20 protein-coding genes are annotated in these 17,990 nt (G+C 46.1%); 14 read left to right on the forward strand and 6 right to left on the reverse strand.

Annotation, left to right across the window (positions count from 1 at the left end):
- Nucleotide 1 precedes the first annotated feature (1 nt).
- The 8 genes from prmC (at nucleotide 2) to QWZ05_RS17040 (ending at nucleotide 7,331) form a co-directional block, all read left to right on the forward strand.
- Nucleotides 2-859: a peptide chain release factor N(5)-glutamine methyltransferase gene (gene prmC / locus QWZ05_RS17005; protein ID WP_290299606.1), complete on the forward strand. Its 858-nt coding sequence runs from the start codon at nucleotides 2-4 to the stop codon at nucleotides 857-859.
- 8 nt (nucleotides 860-867) lie between these two features.
- The gene (locus QWZ05_RS17010; RefSeq protein ID WP_264878198.1) at nucleotides 868-1,251 is read left to right on the forward strand and encodes a SirB2 family protein; all 384 of its coding nucleotides are present in this window, start codon (nucleotides 868-870) and stop codon (nucleotides 1,249-1,251) included.
- 31 nt (nucleotides 1,252-1,282) lie between these two features.
- Nucleotides 1,283-2,092, forward strand: coding sequence for a SirB1 family protein (locus QWZ05_RS17015; protein WP_290299609.1), 810 nt, complete (start codon nucleotides 1,283-1,285; stop codon nucleotides 2,090-2,092).
- Nucleotides 2,093-2,133: 41 nt separating this feature from the next.
- Entirely contained in the window at nucleotides 2,134-2,985 is an 852-nt protein-coding gene (gene kdsA, locus QWZ05_RS17020) for a 3-deoxy-8-phosphooctulonate synthase (RefSeq protein WP_264878200.1), read from the forward strand.
- Nucleotides 2,986-3,228: 243 nt separating this feature from the next.
- A complete protein-coding gene (ushA, locus tag QWZ05_RS17025) occupies nucleotides 3,229-4,890 on the forward strand; it encodes a bifunctional UDP-sugar hydrolase/5'-nucleotidase UshA (protein WP_264878201.1) in 1,662 nt (553 codons plus the stop codon).
- 76 nt (nucleotides 4,891-4,966) lie between these two features.
- On the forward strand, nucleotides 4,967-5,443 hold the full coding sequence (gene ybaK / locus QWZ05_RS17030; RefSeq protein ID WP_290299612.1) for a Cys-tRNA(Pro) deacylase: 477 nt from the start codon (nucleotides 4,967-4,969) through the stop codon (nucleotides 5,441-5,443).
- A 102-nt stretch (nucleotides 5,444-5,545) separates the two neighbouring features.
- Nucleotides 5,546-6,703 carry a DUF2066 domain-containing protein gene (locus QWZ05_RS17035; RefSeq protein ID WP_290299614.1) on the forward strand — a complete coding sequence of 386 codons (1,158 nt, stop codon included), beginning with the start codon at nucleotides 5,546-5,548 and terminating at the stop codon, nucleotides 6,701-6,703.
- Between the two features lie 289 nt (nucleotides 6,704-6,992).
- Nucleotides 6,993-7,331 carry a cytosolic protein gene (locus QWZ05_RS17040; protein WP_290299616.1) on the forward strand — a complete coding sequence of 113 codons (339 nt, stop codon included), beginning with the start codon at nucleotides 6,993-6,995 and terminating at the stop codon, nucleotides 7,329-7,331.
- Nucleotides 7,332-7,508: 177 nt separating this feature from the next.
- Here QWZ05_RS17040 and QWZ05_RS17045 read toward each other — a convergent pair whose 3' ends face one another.
- The 4 genes from QWZ05_RS17045 to bepA are packed head-to-tail and all read right to left on the reverse strand — an operon-like array spanning nucleotide 7,509 to nucleotide 10,409.
- The gene (locus tag QWZ05_RS17045; protein WP_290299617.1) at nucleotides 7,509-7,934 is read right to left on the reverse strand and encodes a DUF2069 domain-containing protein; all 426 of its coding nucleotides are present in this window, start codon (nucleotides 7,932-7,934) and stop codon (nucleotides 7,509-7,511) included.
- Between the two features lie 38 nt (nucleotides 7,935-7,972).
- Nucleotides 7,973-8,530: an NAD(P)H:quinone oxidoreductase gene (gene wrbA / locus QWZ05_RS17050; RefSeq protein ID WP_390216859.1), complete on the reverse strand. Its 558-nt coding sequence runs from the start codon at nucleotides 8,528-8,530 to the stop codon at nucleotides 7,973-7,975.
- Entirely contained in the window at nucleotides 8,530-8,874 is a 345-nt protein-coding gene (gene arsC, locus QWZ05_RS17055; RefSeq protein WP_264878206.1) for an arsenate reductase (glutaredoxin), read from the reverse strand. Before arsC ends, wrbA begins: the two co-directional genes overlap by 1 nt.
- 38 nt (nucleotides 8,875-8,912) lie before the next feature.
- Nucleotides 8,913-10,409, reverse strand: a complete 1,497-nt coding sequence (gene bepA, locus QWZ05_RS17060) for a beta-barrel assembly-enhancing protease (RefSeq protein WP_264878207.1) — start codon at nucleotides 10,407-10,409, stop codon at nucleotides 8,913-8,915.
- A gap of 202 nt (nucleotides 10,410-10,611) precedes the next feature.
- Here bepA and QWZ05_RS17065 point away from each other — a divergent pair, with 202 nt between their 5' ends.
- The 4 genes from QWZ05_RS17065 (at nucleotide 10,612) to QWZ05_RS17080 (ending at nucleotide 14,627) form a co-directional block, all read left to right on the forward strand.
- Nucleotides 10,612-10,836, forward strand: coding sequence for a sulfurtransferase TusA family protein (locus QWZ05_RS17065; protein ID WP_264878208.1), 225 nt, complete (start codon nucleotides 10,612-10,614; stop codon nucleotides 10,834-10,836).
- A 3-nt stretch (nucleotides 10,837-10,839) separates the two neighbouring features.
- Complete coding sequence (locus tag QWZ05_RS17070; RefSeq protein ID WP_264878209.1) at nucleotides 10,840-11,904, forward strand: AI-2E family transporter; 1,065 nt, start codon at nucleotides 10,840-10,842, stop codon at nucleotides 11,902-11,904.
- Nucleotides 11,905-12,174: 270 nt separating this feature from the next.
- The gene (locus tag QWZ05_RS17075) at nucleotides 12,175-14,049 is read left to right on the forward strand and encodes a methyl-accepting chemotaxis protein (protein ID WP_290299621.1); all 1,875 of its coding nucleotides are present in this window, start codon (nucleotides 12,175-12,177) and stop codon (nucleotides 14,047-14,049) included.
- Nucleotides 14,050-14,246: 197 nt separating this feature from the next.
- Nucleotides 14,247-14,627 (forward strand): hypothetical protein, encoded by a 381-nt coding sequence (locus tag QWZ05_RS17080; RefSeq protein ID WP_290299625.1) that lies wholly within the window; start codon nucleotides 14,247-14,249, stop codon nucleotides 14,625-14,627.
- A gap of 73 nt (nucleotides 14,628-14,700) precedes the next feature.
- On the opposite strand, the gene bcp is transcribed toward QWZ05_RS17080, so the two are convergent.
- A complete protein-coding gene (bcp, locus tag QWZ05_RS17085) occupies nucleotides 14,701-15,168 on the reverse strand; it encodes a thioredoxin-dependent thiol peroxidase (protein WP_290299627.1) in 468 nt (155 codons plus the stop codon).
- Between the two features lie 12 nt (nucleotides 15,169-15,180).
- Complete coding sequence (locus QWZ05_RS17090) at nucleotides 15,181-15,723, reverse strand: glycine cleavage system transcriptional repressor (protein WP_290299630.1); 543 nt, start codon at nucleotides 15,721-15,723, stop codon at nucleotides 15,181-15,183.
- Between the two features lie 239 nt (nucleotides 15,724-15,962).
- Here QWZ05_RS17090 and dapA point away from each other — a divergent pair, with 239 nt between their 5' ends.
- Nucleotides 15,963-16,841, forward strand: coding sequence for a 4-hydroxy-tetrahydrodipicolinate synthase (gene dapA, locus QWZ05_RS17095; protein ID WP_264876964.1), 879 nt, complete (start codon nucleotides 15,963-15,965; stop codon nucleotides 16,839-16,841).
- A gap of 81 nt (nucleotides 16,842-16,922) precedes the next feature.
- Complete coding sequence (gene bamC / locus QWZ05_RS17100) at nucleotides 16,923-17,939, forward strand: outer membrane protein assembly factor BamC (protein WP_289960807.1); 1,017 nt, start codon at nucleotides 16,923-16,925, stop codon at nucleotides 17,937-17,939.
- Nucleotides 17,940-17,990 lie beyond the last annotated feature (51 nt).

Here is a 17,990-nt window from a genome sequence, read left to right on the forward strand (position 1 = left end):
GATGTCTACACAACGTATCGATACTACCTTGCGAGCGATAACGGCTCGCTTGGTTGAGAGCGGCAGTGAGTCTCCCTCTTTGGATGCCTCCCTGCTGCTTTGTCATATCTTGGATAAGCCAAGAAGTTACCTTTTAACTTGGCCAGAAAAAGCGCTTTCGGAGCAAGAGCTGTCGCAACTGGAGTTGTTCGTGATACGTCGTGAGAAGGGTGAGCCTATGGCTTATATTCTCGGCTTTCGTGAGTTTTGGTCACTGAACTTAAAAGTGGCCACGTCGACGCTCATTCCCCGTCCAGATACAGAACGTTTGGTCGAGCTTGCACTCGATAAAGCGATGGATCAAGAAGGCGATATTCTGGATTTAGGCACAGGTACCGGTGCGATTGCATTGGCTTTGGCGTCAGAGTTGCCGAAAAGGCAGGTATTTGGCGTCGACTTTCAGCAAAGCGCATTTGAGTTAGCCAGTGAGAACCGTGATCGTTTGCAACTGCACAATGCACAGTTTATGCAGGGCAGTTGGTATGAACCGATTCAACCTGGCGCAAAGTTTGCTGTTATCACGTCAAATCCACCCTACATTGACGCGGCTGATCCGCACTTAGACCAAGGTGACGTGCGCTTTGAGCCAAAAACGGCTTTGGTTGCCGATGACAATGGTCTTGCCGATATTCGTTACATCACTGAACACGCTCGGCAATATCTTGCCACAGGCGGATGGTTGCTATTGGAACATGGCTACCAACAAGGTGAAGCAGTACGCGAAATATTGGTTGAGTTTGGCTTTGACAGCGTGTCAACCGAGAAAGATTTTGGTGACAATGACCGTGTAACGCTCGGTCAGTGGAACATAAAGGAATAGGAACAGTTATGTACGAAGGAATTAAGCATCTTCACCTGTTAACGATTGCATTGAGCGCCGCTTTGTTAACGGTTCGCTATGCGATGATGATGGCAAGCTCAGGTTTGACTAACGCGAAGTTTTTTAAGGTATTTCCGCACATCAATGATACCGTATTACTGATATCAGGGCTTGTGCTTATCATGATTACCGGTTTTGTGCCGTTTACACCACAAGGCTTATGGTTAACTGAGAAGTTTACCTGTGTATTTGCCTACATTGCGCTTGGCTTCTTTTCGTTGAAATTAGCAAAAAATAACTTATTGCGTACCTTTGCATTTTTCGGTGCGATGGGATGGTTAGCGATGGCTGGTAAAATCGCAGTAACGAAAACACCGCTGTTTTTCGGTTAATTGACCTTCATTAAGAGTCTGTAGGAACACCATGCAAGAACTGTTTGACGAAGATTTTGATTCGATTGAGTTAGTCGAAGGGGCATTGATTCTCAATGAAGCGATCAATCCTGAGACTCAGGTGCATTGGGCTCATCAAGAGCTCAGTCGACTATTGAAAGAGGCTGAGCTGGCACTAGTGGCAGAGCGCCATGAGCAAACTCGCTTTGAGGGTTTGTTACGCCTGTTTTACTCCGACTGGGGTTTTCAAGGTGACAAAGAGAGTTACTTTCACTCAAATAATGGCTTTGTGGATCAAGTGCTCGAACGCCGTAAGGGCATCCCGGTCAGCTTAGGCGCTATTTTAATGTACGTTGCCCGCCATCTCGGTTTTCGTGTTCACGGTATCGCTTTTCCGACTCAATTTGTGTTGCGTATTGATTGGCAAGATGGCCAGCATAGCTACCTTAACCCATTCAATGGTGAGTATGTAACGACACACACGATGCGTGCTTGGCTCGTGGGGCATGATGGCCCATTAGCAAAAATCAGCGCCGCGGATTTGGAAGTGACCGATAACGCAACCGTGATTGGTCGTTGGCTGGCCCTATTAAAAAGTGCACTTTTGCGTGAAGAGAGCTTTGCGCTAGCGCTGCGTTGTACTGACCTAGCACTGACGTTTGTACCAGATGATCCGTATGAGATCCGCGACCGTGGCTTTATCTATCAGCAACTTGAGTGTCATAATGTTGCCCTGAATGACTATCAGTTTTTTATTGATCAATGCCCTGAAGACCCAGCGGCAGAGCTGCTTAAGACTCAAGTGAATCTGATGAGTCGTAAGGAAGTTGTACTACACTAACAGGCAGACAAATCCCTGCCGAAAATAATTAGAGAATCACTATGGAACAAAAAGTAGTCCACGTTGGCGATATCCCTGTCGCAAACGACAAGCCATTTACTCTATTTGCTGGTATGAACGTACTGGAATCTCGTGATCTAGCGATGCAGATCTGTGAGCACTACGTAAAAGTGACAGAAAAGCTAGGTATCCCTTACGTATTCAAAGCGTCTTTTGATAAAGCGAACCGCAGTTCTGTTCACTCATACCGTGGCCCTGGCCTTGAAGAAGGCATGAAGATTTTCCAAGAGCTGAAAGATACCTTTGGCGTGAAAATCATTACTGACGTACACACAGAAGCACAAGCACAACCGGTTGCTGATGTTGTTGATGTTATTCAGCTACCTGCGTTCCTTGCACGTCAAACCGATCTGGTTGAGGCGATGGCGAAGACTGGTGCTGTAATTAACGTCAAGAAACCTCAGTTTATGAGCCCAGGTCAAGTGGGTAACATTGTTGAGAAATTCGCTGAGTGTGGCAACGACAATGTGATTCTATGTGAACGCGGTGCTTGCCACGGTTACGATAACCTTGTGGTTGATATGCTTGGTTTCGGCGTAATGAAGCAAGCATCAAAAGGCAGCCCAATCATTTTTGATGTGACTCACTCATTGCAGATGCGTGACCCATCAGGCGCGGCTTCTGGTGGTCGTCGTGAACAGACAGTAGAACTTGCTAAAGCTGGTCTTGCGACTGGTATTGCTGGCCTATTTATCGAAGCGCACCCGAATCCAGAGAAAGCACTTTGCGATGGCCCTTCGGCGTTGCCACTAGACAAGCTAGAGCCATTCCTAGCCCAAATGAAAGCCCTTGATGATCTTATTAAAGGCTTTGAGCACATTGATATTCGCTAGAATTAAAATGAACAAACATAAGCGAGCCTCGGCTCGCTTTTTTTATGTCTGAAACAATTAGGCCTACAAAGTAATGACTTTGTGATGGTTATGTTAGTGATCTGCGGCACGTTTTTGTGAGAGGGGAGTGAGATAGCCTGGATAAGCATTTAGACTCAATCATGTTTTTTGTTGATGTTGAGCGCTTTATCGCCTAATACCAGCAGCAGTGGATAGACTAAAAAATAAAATAAGGTAATCAATATGACTCATCGCCGAATGTTAAAGGCTACGTTAAGTGCCGCTATCATGGCCGCGCTCGTAGGCTGCGCTTCTCAATCTGCTCCAGAGTGGGAAGTCGATACCACTTATCGTCTGACTATTTTGCACACCAATGATCACCACGGCCGCTTCTGGCAGAACCGGTATGGTGAATATGGCATGGCGGCACGAAAAACGCTAATTGATGAAATGCGTGCTGAGATAGAAGCAGAAGGAGGGAGCGTATTACTGCTCTCCGGCGGAGACATTAATACTGGTGTTCCTGAGTCGGACCTACAAGATGCAGAGCCTGATTTTAAAGGTATGAGTATCATTGGCTATGATGCGATGGCACTCGGTAATCACGAATTCGACAACCCGTTAGATGTGCTGGCAAAGCAAATTGAGTGGGCTAACTTCCCAATGCTCTCTGCCAACATTTACGATAAGGCGACTGGCGAGCGCATGTTCCAACCTTATCAGATGTTTACCAAACAAGGCATCAAGATTGCGGTCATTGGCTTAACGACCGAAGACACTGCAAAGATTGGTAATCCAGAGTTTATCGGTGGTATTGACTTTCGTGACCCGAAACAAGAAGCGAAGCAACTTATTGCCGAGTTGAAAAAGACAGAAAAGCCAGACTTGATCTTTGCGGTGACACACATGGGTCACTATGAAAATGGTAACCGAGGCGTCAATGCTCCCGGTGATGTCGCACTAGCGCGCTATATGCAAGAGGGTGACCTTGACATGATCGTCGGTGGTCACTCTCAAGAGCCGGTCTGTATGGAAGGGCCGAACATGTACAACCGTAACTTTAAGCCGGGTGATGAGTGCAAGCCAGATGTACAGAATGGTACCTATATCGTGCAGGCTCATGAGTGGGGGAAATATGTAGGCCGTGCCGATTTTGAGTTTGAGAATGGTGAGCTCAACATGGTGAGCTATGATCTAGTGCCGGTGAACTTGAAGAAGAAAATTAAGGTGGATGGAGAGTCTCAACGTGTGTTAATTGGTGACCAAATCGCTCAAGACCAAGAACTGCTTGACTTTTTACGTCCATTCCAAGAGCAGGGCCAAGCTCAGCTTAATGAGAAAATCGCCCAAACCAACGGTAAGTTGGAAGGGGATCGAAACGTGGTGCGTTTTCAGCAAACAAACTTGGGCCGCTTGATTGCCACATCGCACATGCAAAGAGCGAAAGCAGACTTTGGTGTGATGAACTCAGGAGGCGTACGTGATTCTATCGAAGCAGGTGATGTGACGTACAAAGATGTGCTCACAGTGCAGCCATTTGGCAATATTGTCACCTATACCGATATGACAGGTCAGGAAGTGCTGGATTACCTTAATGTGGTCGCAACCAAACCCGTCGATTCTGGTGCGTATGCGCAGTTTGCAGGTATCAGCATGACGGTCTCAGAAGGTAAAGTTTCTAACGTGTTTATCGGTGACGAGCAGCTTCGTATGGATGAGACGTACCGATTTACTATCCCAAGCTTTAACGCTGCTGGTGGTGATGGTTATCCTGTGCTGACAGGGCACCCTGGTCACGTAAATACCGGGTTTGTTGATGCTGAAGTGTTGAAAGAGTATCTAGAATCTAATAGCCCAATAGATGTGAACCAATATGCGCCAACAGGTCAGATGGTTTACAAATAACCTACCGTATTGACCTTAGAGTGATTTACTTGCAAAGTGGTGTCTTCATGACACCACTTTTTTATTGAATACCCTCATGACTCCGGCCATCAAACTACTAGAAAAAAAGAAAATCCCTCATAAGGTACTGCAATACCATCACGATCCAAGAGCCGAAAGCTACGGACTAGAGGCAGTTCAGGCGCTTGGTCTATCGGCTGACAGTGTGTTTAAAACACTGCTGGTCTCCCTCGATGGCAATCCAAAAAAACTTGGCGTTGCGATTGTGCCAGTTGCGTGCAAGCTGAGCCTTAAACTGGTAGCAAAAGCATTATCGGCGAAAAAAGCGATAATGGCAGATCCTGCCATCGCTCAGTCGGTCACAGGATATGTAGTGGGTGGCATCAGCCCACTCGGACAAAAGAAGAGATTGCCAACGGTTATTGATGCGACTGCAAAGCCTCAATCTGAGATTGGGGTCAGCGCTGGCAAACGAGGCTTAGAGATCCAACTCGCCCCAGAGCAGTTAGCCAATGTTATCGGTGCTAAGTTTGCGTCAATAACTGCCGAGTAAACTTGCTGATAGGCTAAGACTTGCTTATCATCGACTTAGCGATACTAAAATCAGATGTTTATAAGGTCATAAGACCTTTGCTTTAGCAAAATTAGGACAAGTATGCGAAATATTGCTTTGTTATTAATGAGCTTGGTCAGCCTTCCTGTGTTGGCAATGACTCAGGTGAATCTTTATCAATCATCTATTGTGATTGACCAAGAGGCAGAAAATGGTGATCAGCAAGCTCGTGCCAAGGGCTTAGAGCAAGTCATTATCAGAGCGTCTGGTGACGCTAATGCAGCAAGCAACCCTGTCATTAGAAAGGCAATGGGTAAGACTTCTCAATACATTACTCAAATTAGCTATGCATCGCGTGGTGACGATCAAGAAGTGCGTTTGGTGTTCAGTGAGCCACGCATCAAAGCGTTGCTAACACAAGCACAGCTTCCTTATTGGCCGGCACAAAGAAAAACCGTCTTGGTTTGGCTAGCGGAAGAGGAAGCAGGCCAGCGTGCCATCAGCTGGGATTATGCCAACACCAATTATATGTCGACACTACGTGACAGTGCTCAACAACGCGGTTTACCGCTGACGTTCCCACTCGGTGATTTTGAAGACATGACCAATATCGAAGTGTCTGATATTTGGGGCGGTTTCGAAGATGTCATTGAGCAAACCAGTCAACGCTACCCAGCCGATGCCGTATTAGTGCTTCGCAATGATGGTAACAATGTGCGCTGGACACTCTACGATCAAGCTCCGGCACAAGGCCTTCGAGCAACAATGAACAACTCTTACCCCGCGAATACATCAGCGCAACGCATCGTTGATGATATTGCTGCGTTTTACTCGAACAAAGATGCCGTGGTTGTGAGTCAAGAAACCTCAGGTAAAACCGTGGTCACGTTTGAAAATGTCTCGTCAGCAGAGCAGTTTTTCAAACTCGAAAAAGGCTTAGAAGATCTCAGCACGGTCGCGACAGCAAATTTACTTGAGGTACATTCAGATACTGTGACATTTGAGGTCGAACTGCTCGCCTCTCGTGCTGACTTTGAACAGTCAGTGCTACGTGCTATCCAAGCCCATAAAGAAGCAAGCGTAAGCGAAGAGACCGCTACAGTTGATGCGACACAAGATGAGTTCGCACCACAACCAGAGCAGCTTCCAGAGCTTGAAAACGGAGCTGAAGTAGTACAAGACGAACAAGCTCCAGTGCCAACACAGTTGCCAGAAGTGACAAACGAGCAAAGCTCCGGTGAGATAGTGTTTAGTTTGTAATGCGAGCTTTGTGTTGATTTGATGTAAGAGGGACTCCGGTGGAGTCCCTTTTTGGTTTTGGGCGTTTATCTACTCAAACTATGATTCGATTATTTCTCTTAATCAAATCAATCTATGATTTGTTTAACTCACTAGTTAAATCAGGAAGGCTAGGTATTGTACTGTGGGGACTCACGCTGTAACTTCAGGCCTTGCCTAGAAAGAACACCACTAGCAAAATGCCTAAACCTCTACACTGTTCTTTCCTGATAGTGTTAAAATCCCCGCATCGCAATTATTGAGATATCTAATGTTTATCCATCGTGTAAACGACATCGACTGGCTGGTGATTACCGCTTTTGAAGAACTAAAAACTCTATTTATCGAAGATGCGGGTGTGATTCCTCGCTGCTTTTCTAGCGCCAGCGAATTGAGCCTGATTGATCAAGCCAAGCGCACTTATGGCTATTTGCCCCCGCTTAGAGGTGTCATCACGGATACTGGCACTTTTCAAAGCCCGGACAACCAAGAAGATTTGAACCCGCAGCTTGCTTGCCTCGTTGAAGGCCGAGGTCGGGTGTTTATCTACCATGGTGGCTTTGTAGCTTTTGTGAACGACGAGCAGACCTTTATTACTCGAATAGACTAAATAACCCGAATAGATTAAGAATCACAGCCTAAAATGTCATTCCGCACTCGATGCGGAATCTACTTCTCACGCGTAGGCAAATTAAGGGGCCAATGAGTTAGATCCTGAGTGACCTCAGCATGACGCGTTGCAAGACTAACTGTCCCGTTGTACTGCCTTTAAAGCTTGTTTCCCCACTCATTCAGAACCATAACGGCTACGCTCTGACTTCTCGACCTCAGAGAGCTTTTTGAGTTTCAACCCCAACTCTTTACCACGCATGCGTGCAAATAGAATATTGCATACAAACGCCAGTGTTGTTAGCACCAACTCTGTAACACCCAGCCAACGTTCACCTTCATCGATATAGATAATGGTTAAGCTATGTAGGAAGTAGAGCATTAAGACAAAATTTGCCCAGGCGTGCGTATACGGCTTGCCAGCTAAGATGCCCGGAAGAGGGAACAGTAACGGAATAGACCAAGCGATTGCTAACGTGTACGCATTGAGGTGAGGGTGGGGTGATAGAGTCAGTTGCCATAAGACGATTAAGGCGAGTAATCCCAAATTTGACGCGAGAGCGCCGAGACGAAAACGGGCGGTTTTCTCACTCATCGGTTCCATGATTTATCTTCCTTGAAGGGGTCTAATGCGACTAAAAGCTATTTAAGACGTACGGCTGCATGGGCTAACCGTGCACCAAGACGCTGTGCCAGCTCTGACTCATGTGCCGTCAGTTGAGCGCTATCACCGACTGCCGATGCGCCGTAGGGTGTGCCCCCTGATTGGGTTTCATGCAAGGCGGGTTCACTGTAGGGAATCCCCATCACTAGCATGCCGTGATGAAACAGCGGCAGCATCATGCTTTGCAAATTTGTCTCTTGACCACCATGCAGGCTGGATGAAGAGGTAAAAACACAGGCCGGTTTATCTATCAACTCACCTTTGACCCAGATATCACTGGTTTGATCCCAAAAATGTTTTAGAGGCGCAGCCATGTTGCCAAACCAGACCGGACTGCCCATCGCGAGCCCTGCACATTCACGGAGATCTTGCTTAGTCACGATAGGATCAGTTGCTTGATTTGAAACGTCAAATTCAGCAACGGTAGCGAGTTTTGCTTCGCATCCAGCTACCGTTTCTATGCCGCGTGCAATTTGACGCGCCAATAGGCGCGTCTTGCCGTGGCGGCTGTAATACAGTACCAGCAGTTGAGCCATTATAGGATCTCTAGCACTTGCTCTGGTGGTCGGCCTAATTTCGCTTGACCCTTGTTAACCACAATTGGTCGCTCAATCAGTTTCGGATGGCGGGCCATCGCAGCAAACAGAGCGTCGTCGTTAGCTTGTTTAAGATCTTGCTCTTTATAGACATCTTCTTTAACGCGCATCATATCGCGCACAGTGTCGAGTTTGAGCTGTTCGAATAGAGTGCGAAGCTCGGCTTCCGTTGGTGGTGTTTCTAGGTATTTAATCACTTCAGGTTCAATGCCTTGCTCTTCAATTAGCGCCAGTGTTTGGCGGCTTTTAGAACAGCGAGGGTTATGATAAATGGTGACTGACATACGAATTCCTTTCTATTTATTATTTTGAAGCAGTGGCGTTATCTTAAGTTAAGGAAACGGTCACGTTGCTCCATGAGTTGATCAATTCTTGCGTCATAGCGTGCTTGTTTTAGGCTACCCAGCTCGGCAATTTGACTGGCCTGAGAATAAAACTGTATTGCTTTATTCCAGTTCGCCTTGAGCGCAAGGATCTCAGCGCGAGCAGCTAAGTCCTCATCGTTGCGTCCTAAAGCATCACTGGCCTCAGAGAGCAGGTGCCAGCCGTTGACATCTTCAGGATTGTCATGGGTGTAGCGCTGCAGAGCTCGTGCCGCTTCTTGATACTGCTCTTGTTTCATCAGCACATTGGCGTGGTTAATACTCAATACACTGTTTCGCGGTTTATTTTTGAGTGCCGCTTCAAGTTTTTGACGTGCAACCTCAGGCTCACCTTTCTCTATATACAGATCAGAAATGGCATCGAGATAAAAGTTATTAGTGGGGTCACTGCGCAGCAGTTTGGTCAGCAACTCTTCTGCTTGATCGAGCTTGCGTGTGTCGAGATACACGAGTGCGCGGCCATAATCAAAGGCAGGCTTGATGTCTGACGATGCGCGGCGTTGAGTTCGGTCTAGCCAGTCGAGCGCGGCTTCACTGTTGATTCCCGCGTAACGAGCCACAATGCGTGCGCGAGCTAAATGATAGTCTATCGATGGGATAATTCGCATCGGAGGATATTGCTGTGCTCGCTCACGTGTATCGGTAATACGGTCTTCAGGCAGTGGGTGTGTCAAAAGCATGGGCGGCGGCTTGCTAGCATAGCGGTATTCATCCGCCAGTCGACTGAAGAATCGTGGCATCGCGTCGGGTTCAAACCCCGCTTTTGCCAGAGTTGCAATACCGAAGCGATCTGCTTCTTTTTCATTACTTCGCGTATAGTTAATTTGGCTTTGCATGCTGCCTGCCGTGGTTGCGGTAATCGCCGCAATGCCCGCTTCAGGAGCAGCAATCGCCAGCAGTAATGAGCCAGCAAGTGCAGCGATAGTCGCCGGAGTTCGGCGAGCTTGGTCTTCCATCGATCGAGCAAGGTGTCGTTGCGTGACGTGAGCAATTTCGTGCGCAACTACCGATGCGAGTTCACTTTCTGACTGTGCATGCAGGAACAGACCTGTGTGCAACGCCACATAGCCACCAAAAAACGCAAAAGCGTTTATATTGCGGTCACGGATCATAAAGAAGGTGAATGGCGTTTTCACGTCATTGGCATTGGCGACCAAGCGATGCCCGAGAGAATCGATGTACTCGTTGAGCACCGGGTCATTCACAATAGGGTAGCTATTACGCAGCATGCGCATATACGCCTCACCGTAGATAGACTCCTGGTCTATGGTCAGTGTGCCACCGGCAGTTGTCCCTATACTTGGCAGTTCGATAGAATCTGCGTTCACGTTCGTGGGAAGGGTTAATGCGGCACTTAATGTGAGTGCGAGCAATGAACGTGGACGAAAAAACGTGTTGATAACGGTTACTCCATAACAGCTTGGATATCTATCCATCTACATTTCTGTCCCTACTTTACGAGTAGGGTACATATCATTGACAGTTTTAATGACAATGAGTTTCAACAAAATGCAGTGTATCACTTCATTGTGGGATTAGTAGCATGGAACGTGTATCAAGTGTTTACTTTGGCATAAATCTTTTTGCTTATATAAAAACAAGATACAATGACTTGATGTTCACCAAGGTTTTGTTTTGATGCCAGATACGGTTCTTGACTTGCGCCAGCAGCGTTGTCCTCTAGCGCTGCTGCTTGCTAAGCGGTTTGTTGCTCAAGCACCTGCCAAGGTTTCCCTTCGTATTGAAGTTCAAGATAGAAGCTCGTGCCAAGACATTGAGCGTTATTTGGTGAAACACAACTTCTGTTATTCGATAGAACATAACGATAGCGAGAGCGTTATCTCGCTCAACAAGGATAATTAATCAATGCTTGATATGGTGCGTCGTTGGTATAAAAGGCGATTTTCTGATCCAGATGCTGTTAGTCTGGCGGCTATTCTGATATTTGGCTTTATCACGATCTATTTTTTTGGTGGTCTAATTGCCCCATTGCTGGTGGCGATTGTTCTTGCCTACTTACTTGAATGGCCGGTAAATCAACTCTGTCGTATCGGCCTTCCGCGAACGCCCTCAGTCATATTGGTTGTGGTGACCTTTTGTGGTTTGATGCTGCTGGCGGTGTTTGGTCTGATACCAACTGTATGGCAGCAGATCTCTAACCTAGTCAATGATGTACCGAAAATGTACACCGATTTGCAGGAGTTCATTAGCACACTGCCAAAACGTTACCCAGAGCTTGCCAACTTACAAATTGTTGAGACGATTGCAGACAATACTAAAAACCAAGTGCTTGGTTTTGGTGAGACGGTAGTGAAAGGCTCGTTGGCTTCGCTAGTGAGTTTGGCGACGTTAGCGGTTTATTTAGTGTTGGTTCCACTCTTGGTGTTTTTCTTATTGAAAGACAAAGGCGAAATGATCGAAATGTTGAGTGGTGTGTTACCAAATAATCGTCGTCTTGCGACCAAAGTTTGGGTCGAAATGAATGAGCAAATCTCAAACTACATTCGCGGTAAGGTATTAGAAATCCTTATCGTCGGTGGTGTGAGTTATATTACGTTTGCCCTTCTCGATTTACGTTACTCAATATTGCTCGCAGTCGCTGTTGGCCTCTCTGTACTGATTCCTTATATCGGTGCTGCTGCGGTAACCGTGCCGGTTGCCGTTGTCGGTTTGTTTCAATTCGGTTTGAGTAGTGAGTTCTATTGGTTACTGATTGCTTACGGGATCATTCAAGCACTCGATGGCAATGTGTTAGTGCCTATCTTGTTCTCTGAGGCGGTTAACCTGCACCCTGTGTCTATCATCGTTGCTGTTCTCGTGTTTGGCGGCATGTGGGGATTCTGGGGTGTATTCTTTGCGATCCCTCTTGCGACACTAGTGAAAGCAGTATGGAATGCGTTACCAAGTAACGAAGAGCTGTTAGAAGAGTAGTGGGTTCATAAACGAAATCTCTAAGTCTGCAAATGATTGAAAGGTGGCCCAAGTGGTCACCTTTTTTATTTGCCTATTCCGTAACTTTCTGTTTCATATATATTTTAAATTTATTATTGATAATTTAAAATTTTCCTCAATTAATCGAACGGCATGCCGATAACATTTATAAGTCGTTTACTTTACATTGTTTACGTGTGCTTAAACTATGCGAGATTGGCATATAAAACTAATAACAAAGTGTGCTTATATTATTATTGAGGAAGAGTAATGAAATTTAGCCAAAAGATTGTGGCTGCATCATCGGTGTTGATGCTGATAACCGTATCACTTTTATCTTTTCAGCAAGTAAGAACGGTGCGTGGAGAGGTTGAAGCCCTAGTAAGCAGTAGCCTAAATGAAATGCTTTCAAGTGCTAAGAATACGGTTCAGGGAGAGATTGATAATAAACGCTCATTAGCTCAAATAGCGGTTGAAGCATCAGACTATGATCCAATAGATAAAGAATATGTGAGCGCACTAATTGAACGTAGAGAAATCAAAACCAATTTCATTGCCGCAGGGCTTGGCTATGAAAATGATGGCTCAATGGTGGAAAACGATGATGACTGGGAAGTAGACGCAAGTTATGACCCTAGGCAGCGTCCTTGGTACACCGATGCAAAGCGTGCAGGTACTGAACAGGTTATTACTGAACCTTATTATGATGACTCTATTGATGCAGTTATCATCTCAATTGCGAGTTCAATAAAGAAGCGCAACCAGTTTATTGGAGCGATGTTTTTTGACGTCGATCTTTCAGGACTAGCTGATATTACCAACAACATTAACCTAATGGATGCGGGCTACCTGTTTATTGTCACCAATACAGGTACGACGATTGCTCACCCAAACAGTGAGTTTAATGGCGAACCGATGAACACCTTCCTTCCCAACGTATCGATTCGCGAAGGCCTGTCTGAATATGAAATTAATGGTGAGAGCTACCTGGTTAACTTTGCACATATGCCAAATGAAAACTGGTATGTCGGGGCAATTGTTGACGAAGGCATTGCTTTTGCTGCGGTTGATAGTTTACGTAACAGTGCCATTTTCTATTCGTTTGTTGGTGTGTTGCTGAGCATCGTTGCGCTAAGTCTATTGATTAAAACCCTGCTCAAGCCTCTTAAGGAAGTCAACGAAGCACTGAAAGATGTCGCATCGGGACAGGGCGATCTCACCAAGCGACTAGACACTAATACCGATCAAGAGTTTGCTGAGCTTGCACATAATTTCAATACCTTTACTGAGAGCCTTCAGCAGCAGATTATCGCTTCTAAAGCGATCTCGTCTGATATTCTGATGGGTACTGAAAAAACGGTACACAACTCACAGCAGTCTTCTTCGGCTATGCAGTCACAGCTTCAAGAGTTAGAGCAACTCGCAACGGCAATGAACGAGATGTCTGTGACGGCGACAGAGGTAGCAAACAACGCACAAGGTGCAGCAGCAGCAGCCCAAGAAGCGGATACTGCCACGTCAGACGGCTCTGGTATTGTTGAGCAAACCACCACATCGATTGACGCTTTATCTGCACGAATCGAGCAAGCGGTAGAGGAAGTTCAGGGTTTAGAAACGGCAACGGCCAATATTGAGACAATTTTGAAAGTTATCAATGATATTGCTGACCAAACTAACTTACTTGCATTGAACGCGGCAATAGAGGCGGCGCGTGCGGGAGAGTCGGGTCGAGGTTTCGCTGTTGTCGCCGATGAGGTTCGAACACTGGCACAGCGCACACAACAGTCGACGACTGAGATCCGTACGATGATCGAACAGCTGCAAGCTGGCGCAAGCTCAGTGTCTGCGGCAATGGCGGAAAGCCGCACTACAGCGAATCAAGCGGTAGAAAAAGCACAAGGGGCAAACAGTGCACTTGAGCGTATCCGCCAGTCGATTCAGCACATCTCTGACATGAACCTGCAAATTGCGTCGGCGGCAGAGGAGCAGAGTTTGGTTGCAGAAGAGATCAATAACAACACGGTGAAGATTAAAGACCTATCAACACAAGTCGTTGATTCAGCGGCGAATGCTAATGATGCGATGCAGTCACAAATCGATAGCGTTCATCAACAGGAGCAACTGCTGAACAAGTTTGTTGTTTAATGTTCGTATGAGTTGCTTGTTCGAAACATAGTGCCATACATCGTTAAATTGAGAAGTCAGCGTATCTTGCGCTGACTTTTTTTCGTTTTTTATACAATGAAAAATGTGCTACTAACGGGTCTTCGGTCTATTTCGATAGTATTTTGCGACAAAAAGCGCATAATCGCGCTATGTCACATTTATAGATGAGCTTACCCATGAACGATTTTCAATATTACTTTCACTCACTGCCTTGTTTTAACTGCCAGAAAACGAAAGTTGATACTGATCTAGGCTGGCTGACAGCGGCCATGAAAGAAGATGTATTAGCGCAAGTAGCTGCCATTGTTGCACAGGGTAATATTGAACCAGATATTGCAGTGAACGTTACGTGCAGCAAAGAAGAAGCTCGCGATTACTTATTGCTTAACTTTTTTGGCTACGGTGAAGATGAGCTTGCAGAACAAGTTGAAGCGGAAGATGAAAAAGAAGTCGCGGACGAGATCGCAGAGCAGTTAGCACAAGGCAATGATAAAGCGGTGTTTGAGCACGAAATCGCGCTACAAATATGCCATAGCTGTGATGCCGACAACCAGTAGAAAGCAGAAATTAAAAAGACGAGAGCTTGTGAGAAATCACGAACAGCCTCGTCTTTTTTGTGTTTGAAACGCGTTATTCGCCTTTCAAATAGTTCAATACCACCTCATGGTGATCTTTGGTCTTGAACTTATTAAATACGTGTTCAATTGTGCCACTTTCATCCACGAGGAAGCTCAAACGGTGTAAACCGTCATAGATTTTTCCCATGAATTTTTTTTCACCCCACACACCAAAAAGGTCTGCAACTGCATGATCTTCATCAGAAAGTAGTGTGAAGTTTAACTCATCACGCTCGACAAATTTTGTTAGACGTTTAACGGCATCGATACTGATACCAAGCACAACGACGTTTAGCGCATCAAGCTCCGCTTTAGTGTCACGAAGGCCTTGAGCTTGAACGGTACAGCCAGGAGTCATGGCTTTAGGGTAGAAGTAAACTAAAACCTTTTTTCCAGCAAAGTCGCTGAGAGAAACAGATTCACCGTTTTGATCTTGAAGAGTGAAATCTGGTGCTTTATCACCAGCTTGAAGCGTGTTCATGTGTATTCCTTTTTATTGACTGCTTTTTATAAAATTCAGTGAGCCTTTTATACCAAGCTCTGAGCAAAATTGATCAAACTGTTCTTGCAGTTCCATAAGGTTATAGCTGCCGCCTACAGAGGCCGTGATTGAGATATGGAACTGGTCTTGGTCTGCGCCGAGTTTGTGTTTTGAAAGGGTTTGTGCGCTGAGGGCATCAAGGCCGATGTCTCGTTGAGCGAAAAATTGTGTCACATGTTCGGTTAGGCCAATACGGTCATCAGATTCGATTACTACATCGAGTTTATAATCATTGCTGGTTTTTGTGTGTTCAGATGTGCGCTTCATGATTGTAATCAAGTCGAGCTCTTGCCCGAGTATGGGCAGCGTTGTTTCCACGCGAGTGACCGAAGGCGCACTACCAGAAATCAACATAATCAGAGTAAATTCGCTACCAAAAAGCGCGATGCGGCTATCGATAATATTGCATCCAGCAGAGGTGACGTGATGAACAAGTTGATTACATACACCTGGTCGGTCGCTACCGACCGCTGTAATAACAAGATGTTGGTTCATAGTTCAATGCCATGTTAGATAATTCCTTTATGGATCGAATGGTAGCACATTCACTTTACACAGCCATCCCATTCGGCTCAGGTTGGTTATTTTGAGTGCGGAAAATGGGTAAAACGACAAGCAATTTGCTGTTTGGCGCAAAACATCACAGCTTTTGTGAATATATTGACTTATCTGCGCTTGTTTTTCCTCTGGAAGCTACAGTAACATGCCAGAAGAAACTAATTAGGGAGATAGTCATGTTTTCAGGAAGTATCGTCGCGTTAATTACCCCTTTCAATCACGATGGTGAAGTGGACTACGTTAGCTTGAAGAAGCTGGTTGAGTACCATGTGGCAGCGGGCACAAAAGGCATTGTTGCAGTAGGGACCACGGGCGAATCTGCTACCCTGACTGTCGAAGAGCATGTCAAAGTCGTTCTAAAAACGGTGGAGTTCGCTGAAGGGCGTATTCCCGTGATCGCGGGCACGGGTGCCAATGCGACTCATGAGTCAGTGACATTTAGCCGATTGCTGAACAATTCAGGTATTGCCGCTTGCCTCAGTGTGACACCGTACTACAACAAACCGACCCAAGAAGGTCTGTACCTACACTACAAAGCGATTGCTGAAGAGAGCGATGTACCGCAAATCCTGTACAATGTACCGGGTCGCACCGCAGTAGACCTAAAACCAGAAACGGTCGCACGCCTTGCTGAAATCGATAGCATCGTGGCATTGAAAGATGCGACAGGTGATTTATCAAGAATTGCTATTCATCGTGAACTTTGTGGCGAAGATTTTATCTTACTAAGTGGTGATGATGCGACAGGGCTCGATTTTGTGCGTCAAGGTGGCCAAGGTGTAATTTCGGTAACAAACAACATTGCTGCTGCAGATATGGCAAAAATGTTTGATCTAGCGAAAGATGGGTTGTTCGACGAAGCGGAAGTGATCAATCAACGCTTGATGACGCTACACAAAAACCTATTTATTGAATCAAGCCCAATCCCAGTAAAATGGGCTGCACATAAACTTGGCTTGATAGCGAATGGTGATCTACGCCTACCATTGACCCAACTTTCTGAAGCTTCGCAGCCAACAGTGGCACAGGCGATGACAGAAGCTTGTATTTACTAGTTTCTTAGTGGCGAATGCTGAGCCATTAAGTTATCTATCTTCAAAAGTGTCGGCTGCGAGCCGACACAATTAGGAGCGAAAATGAAATTTTCTCATCAGCTAGTTGTTGGATCTCTAGCTGTTTTTGTTTTGTCAGCTTGTTCTGGTAGTGCGTCTCAGCGCCGCCAAGCCAAGGATGATTTTGAATACCTAAACACACCTGAACTGACGGAGTGGAAGGCTGCTGAAGGCTCACAGGTTGAGGTTTACCCGAATTACCGCATTCCACAAGGTGAGTATCAAGGCGAGATTGGCCGTAGTGTCGATATTCGACCGCCACAGCAAATTTTAGAGCTGATCCCAGGTGCGCGAGTTGAGCGCGATAATGGCGAAGCGACGTTGTGGTTGCTGCGTGGTGAAGAGCAAGAGCGCGTTTGGCAGACCATGTTAGGTATGCTGGCGAATACTAATACGGACATTGTGAACCAAACCAACGATCGAGTAGAAACTGGTTGGGTAACATGGAACTCTGAAGACGAAGACGTAGAGCTTGGCAGTCGTTATGAGATCACTCGTTTTGAAGCGAACAACCGTTATGGCTTTAAGATTTCATTGATTGATTGGAAAGAAGCCGGCACAGTCAAGCCAGTGTCAGCGACTAATAAAGAGCGCTACAACGCCTTGATGACCAATCAAGTGACGGCTCGTTATGACCAGCAACTTCGTGAAGAAGCCGAGCGCAAAGCGCAAGAGTTGGTGAAGCAGATCCCTATCACCATGGGTACTGACCGAAGCGGTCTTCCGGTTATTATTGCACGAACTCAATATAATGTTTTGTGGCAGCGTCTACCTAGCTTGATGCCTAACATGGGCTTTACGATTGAAGAACGTAACCAGTCTCAAGGTCAAATGAAAGCGCGTTTTGCGGCTCAGGATGATGAGTTCTGGCAAGAGATTGGCGTCAAGCCAGTTAACCTTGAAGCGGGTGTCTACACCTTCTTGTTTGGTGATCTAGGCAACCGTACCTCAATCAATATTACCGACTCAAAAGGCAAGCCTGTGGCAGAAGAGTTGCTGCAAGATATGGCGCCGGTCATCGCAGCACTAGTGAGTGAGTAATAACTTCAGCATGTGCTTACAGTAAAAAAAAAGTCCCTGCAGGGACTTTTT

The organism is Vibrio agarivorans (assembly GCF_030409635.1).
GTDB classification, from domain to species: Bacteria; Pseudomonadota; Gammaproteobacteria; order Enterobacterales; family Vibrionaceae; genus Vibrio; species Vibrio agarivorans.

Excerpts from the sequence above, each read along its gene's own strand:
- prmC (WP_290299606.1), top strand. The coding sequence starts at position 2 with ATGTCTACACAACGTATCGATACTACCTTGCGAGCGATAACGGCTCGC.
- QWZ05_RS17010 (WP_264878198.1), top strand. The coding sequence starts at position 868 with ATGTACGAAGGAATTAAGCATCTTCACCTGTTAACGATTGCATTGAGC.
- QWZ05_RS17015 (WP_290299609.1), top strand. The coding sequence starts at position 1,283 with ATGCAAGAACTGTTTGACGAAGATTTTGATTCGATTGAGTTAGTCGAA.
- kdsA (WP_264878200.1), top strand. The coding sequence starts at position 2,134 with ATGGAACAAAAAGTAGTCCACGTTGGCGATATCCCTGTCGCAAACGAC.
- ushA (WP_264878201.1), top strand. The coding sequence starts at position 3,229 with ATGACTCATCGCCGAATGTTAAAGGCTACGTTAAGTGCCGCTATCATG.
- ybaK (WP_290299612.1), top strand. The coding sequence starts at position 4,967 with ATGACTCCGGCCATCAAACTACTAGAAAAAAAGAAAATCCCTCATAAG.
- QWZ05_RS17035 (WP_290299614.1), top strand. The coding sequence starts at position 5,546 with ATGCGAAATATTGCTTTGTTATTAATGAGCTTGGTCAGCCTTCCTGTG.
- QWZ05_RS17040 (WP_290299616.1), top strand. The coding sequence starts at position 6,993 with ATGTTTATCCATCGTGTAAACGACATCGACTGGCTGGTGATTACCGCT.
- QWZ05_RS17045 (WP_290299617.1), bottom strand. The coding sequence starts at position 7,934 with ATGGAACCGATGAGTGAGAAAACCGCCCGTTTTCGTCTCGGCGCTCTC.
- wrbA (WP_390216859.1), bottom strand. The coding sequence starts at position 8,530 with ATGGCTCAACTGCTGGTACTGTATTACAGCCGCCACGGCAAGACGCGC.
- arsC (WP_264878206.1), bottom strand. The coding sequence starts at position 8,874 with ATGTCAGTCACCATTTATCATAACCCTCGCTGTTCTAAAAGCCGCCAA.
- bepA (WP_264878207.1), bottom strand. The coding sequence starts at position 10,409 with ATGGATAGATATCCAAGCTGTTATGGAGTAACCGTTATCAACACGTTT.
- QWZ05_RS17065 (WP_264878208.1), top strand. The coding sequence starts at position 10,612 with ATGCCAGATACGGTTCTTGACTTGCGCCAGCAGCGTTGTCCTCTAGCG.
- QWZ05_RS17070 (WP_264878209.1), top strand. The coding sequence starts at position 10,840 with ATGCTTGATATGGTGCGTCGTTGGTATAAAAGGCGATTTTCTGATCCA.
- QWZ05_RS17075 (WP_290299621.1), top strand. The coding sequence starts at position 12,175 with ATGAAATTTAGCCAAAAGATTGTGGCTGCATCATCGGTGTTGATGCTG.
- QWZ05_RS17080 (WP_290299625.1), top strand. The coding sequence starts at position 14,247 with ATGAACGATTTTCAATATTACTTTCACTCACTGCCTTGTTTTAACTGC.
- bcp (WP_290299627.1), bottom strand. The coding sequence starts at position 15,168 with ATGAACACGCTTCAAGCTGGTGATAAAGCACCAGATTTCACTCTTCAA.
- QWZ05_RS17090 (WP_290299630.1), bottom strand. The coding sequence starts at position 15,723 with ATGAACCAACATCTTGTTATTACAGCGGTCGGTAGCGACCGACCAGGT.
- dapA (WP_264876964.1), top strand. The coding sequence starts at position 15,963 with ATGTTTTCAGGAAGTATCGTCGCGTTAATTACCCCTTTCAATCACGAT.
- bamC (WP_289960807.1), top strand. The coding sequence starts at position 16,923 with ATGAAATTTTCTCATCAGCTAGTTGTTGGATCTCTAGCTGTTTTTGTT.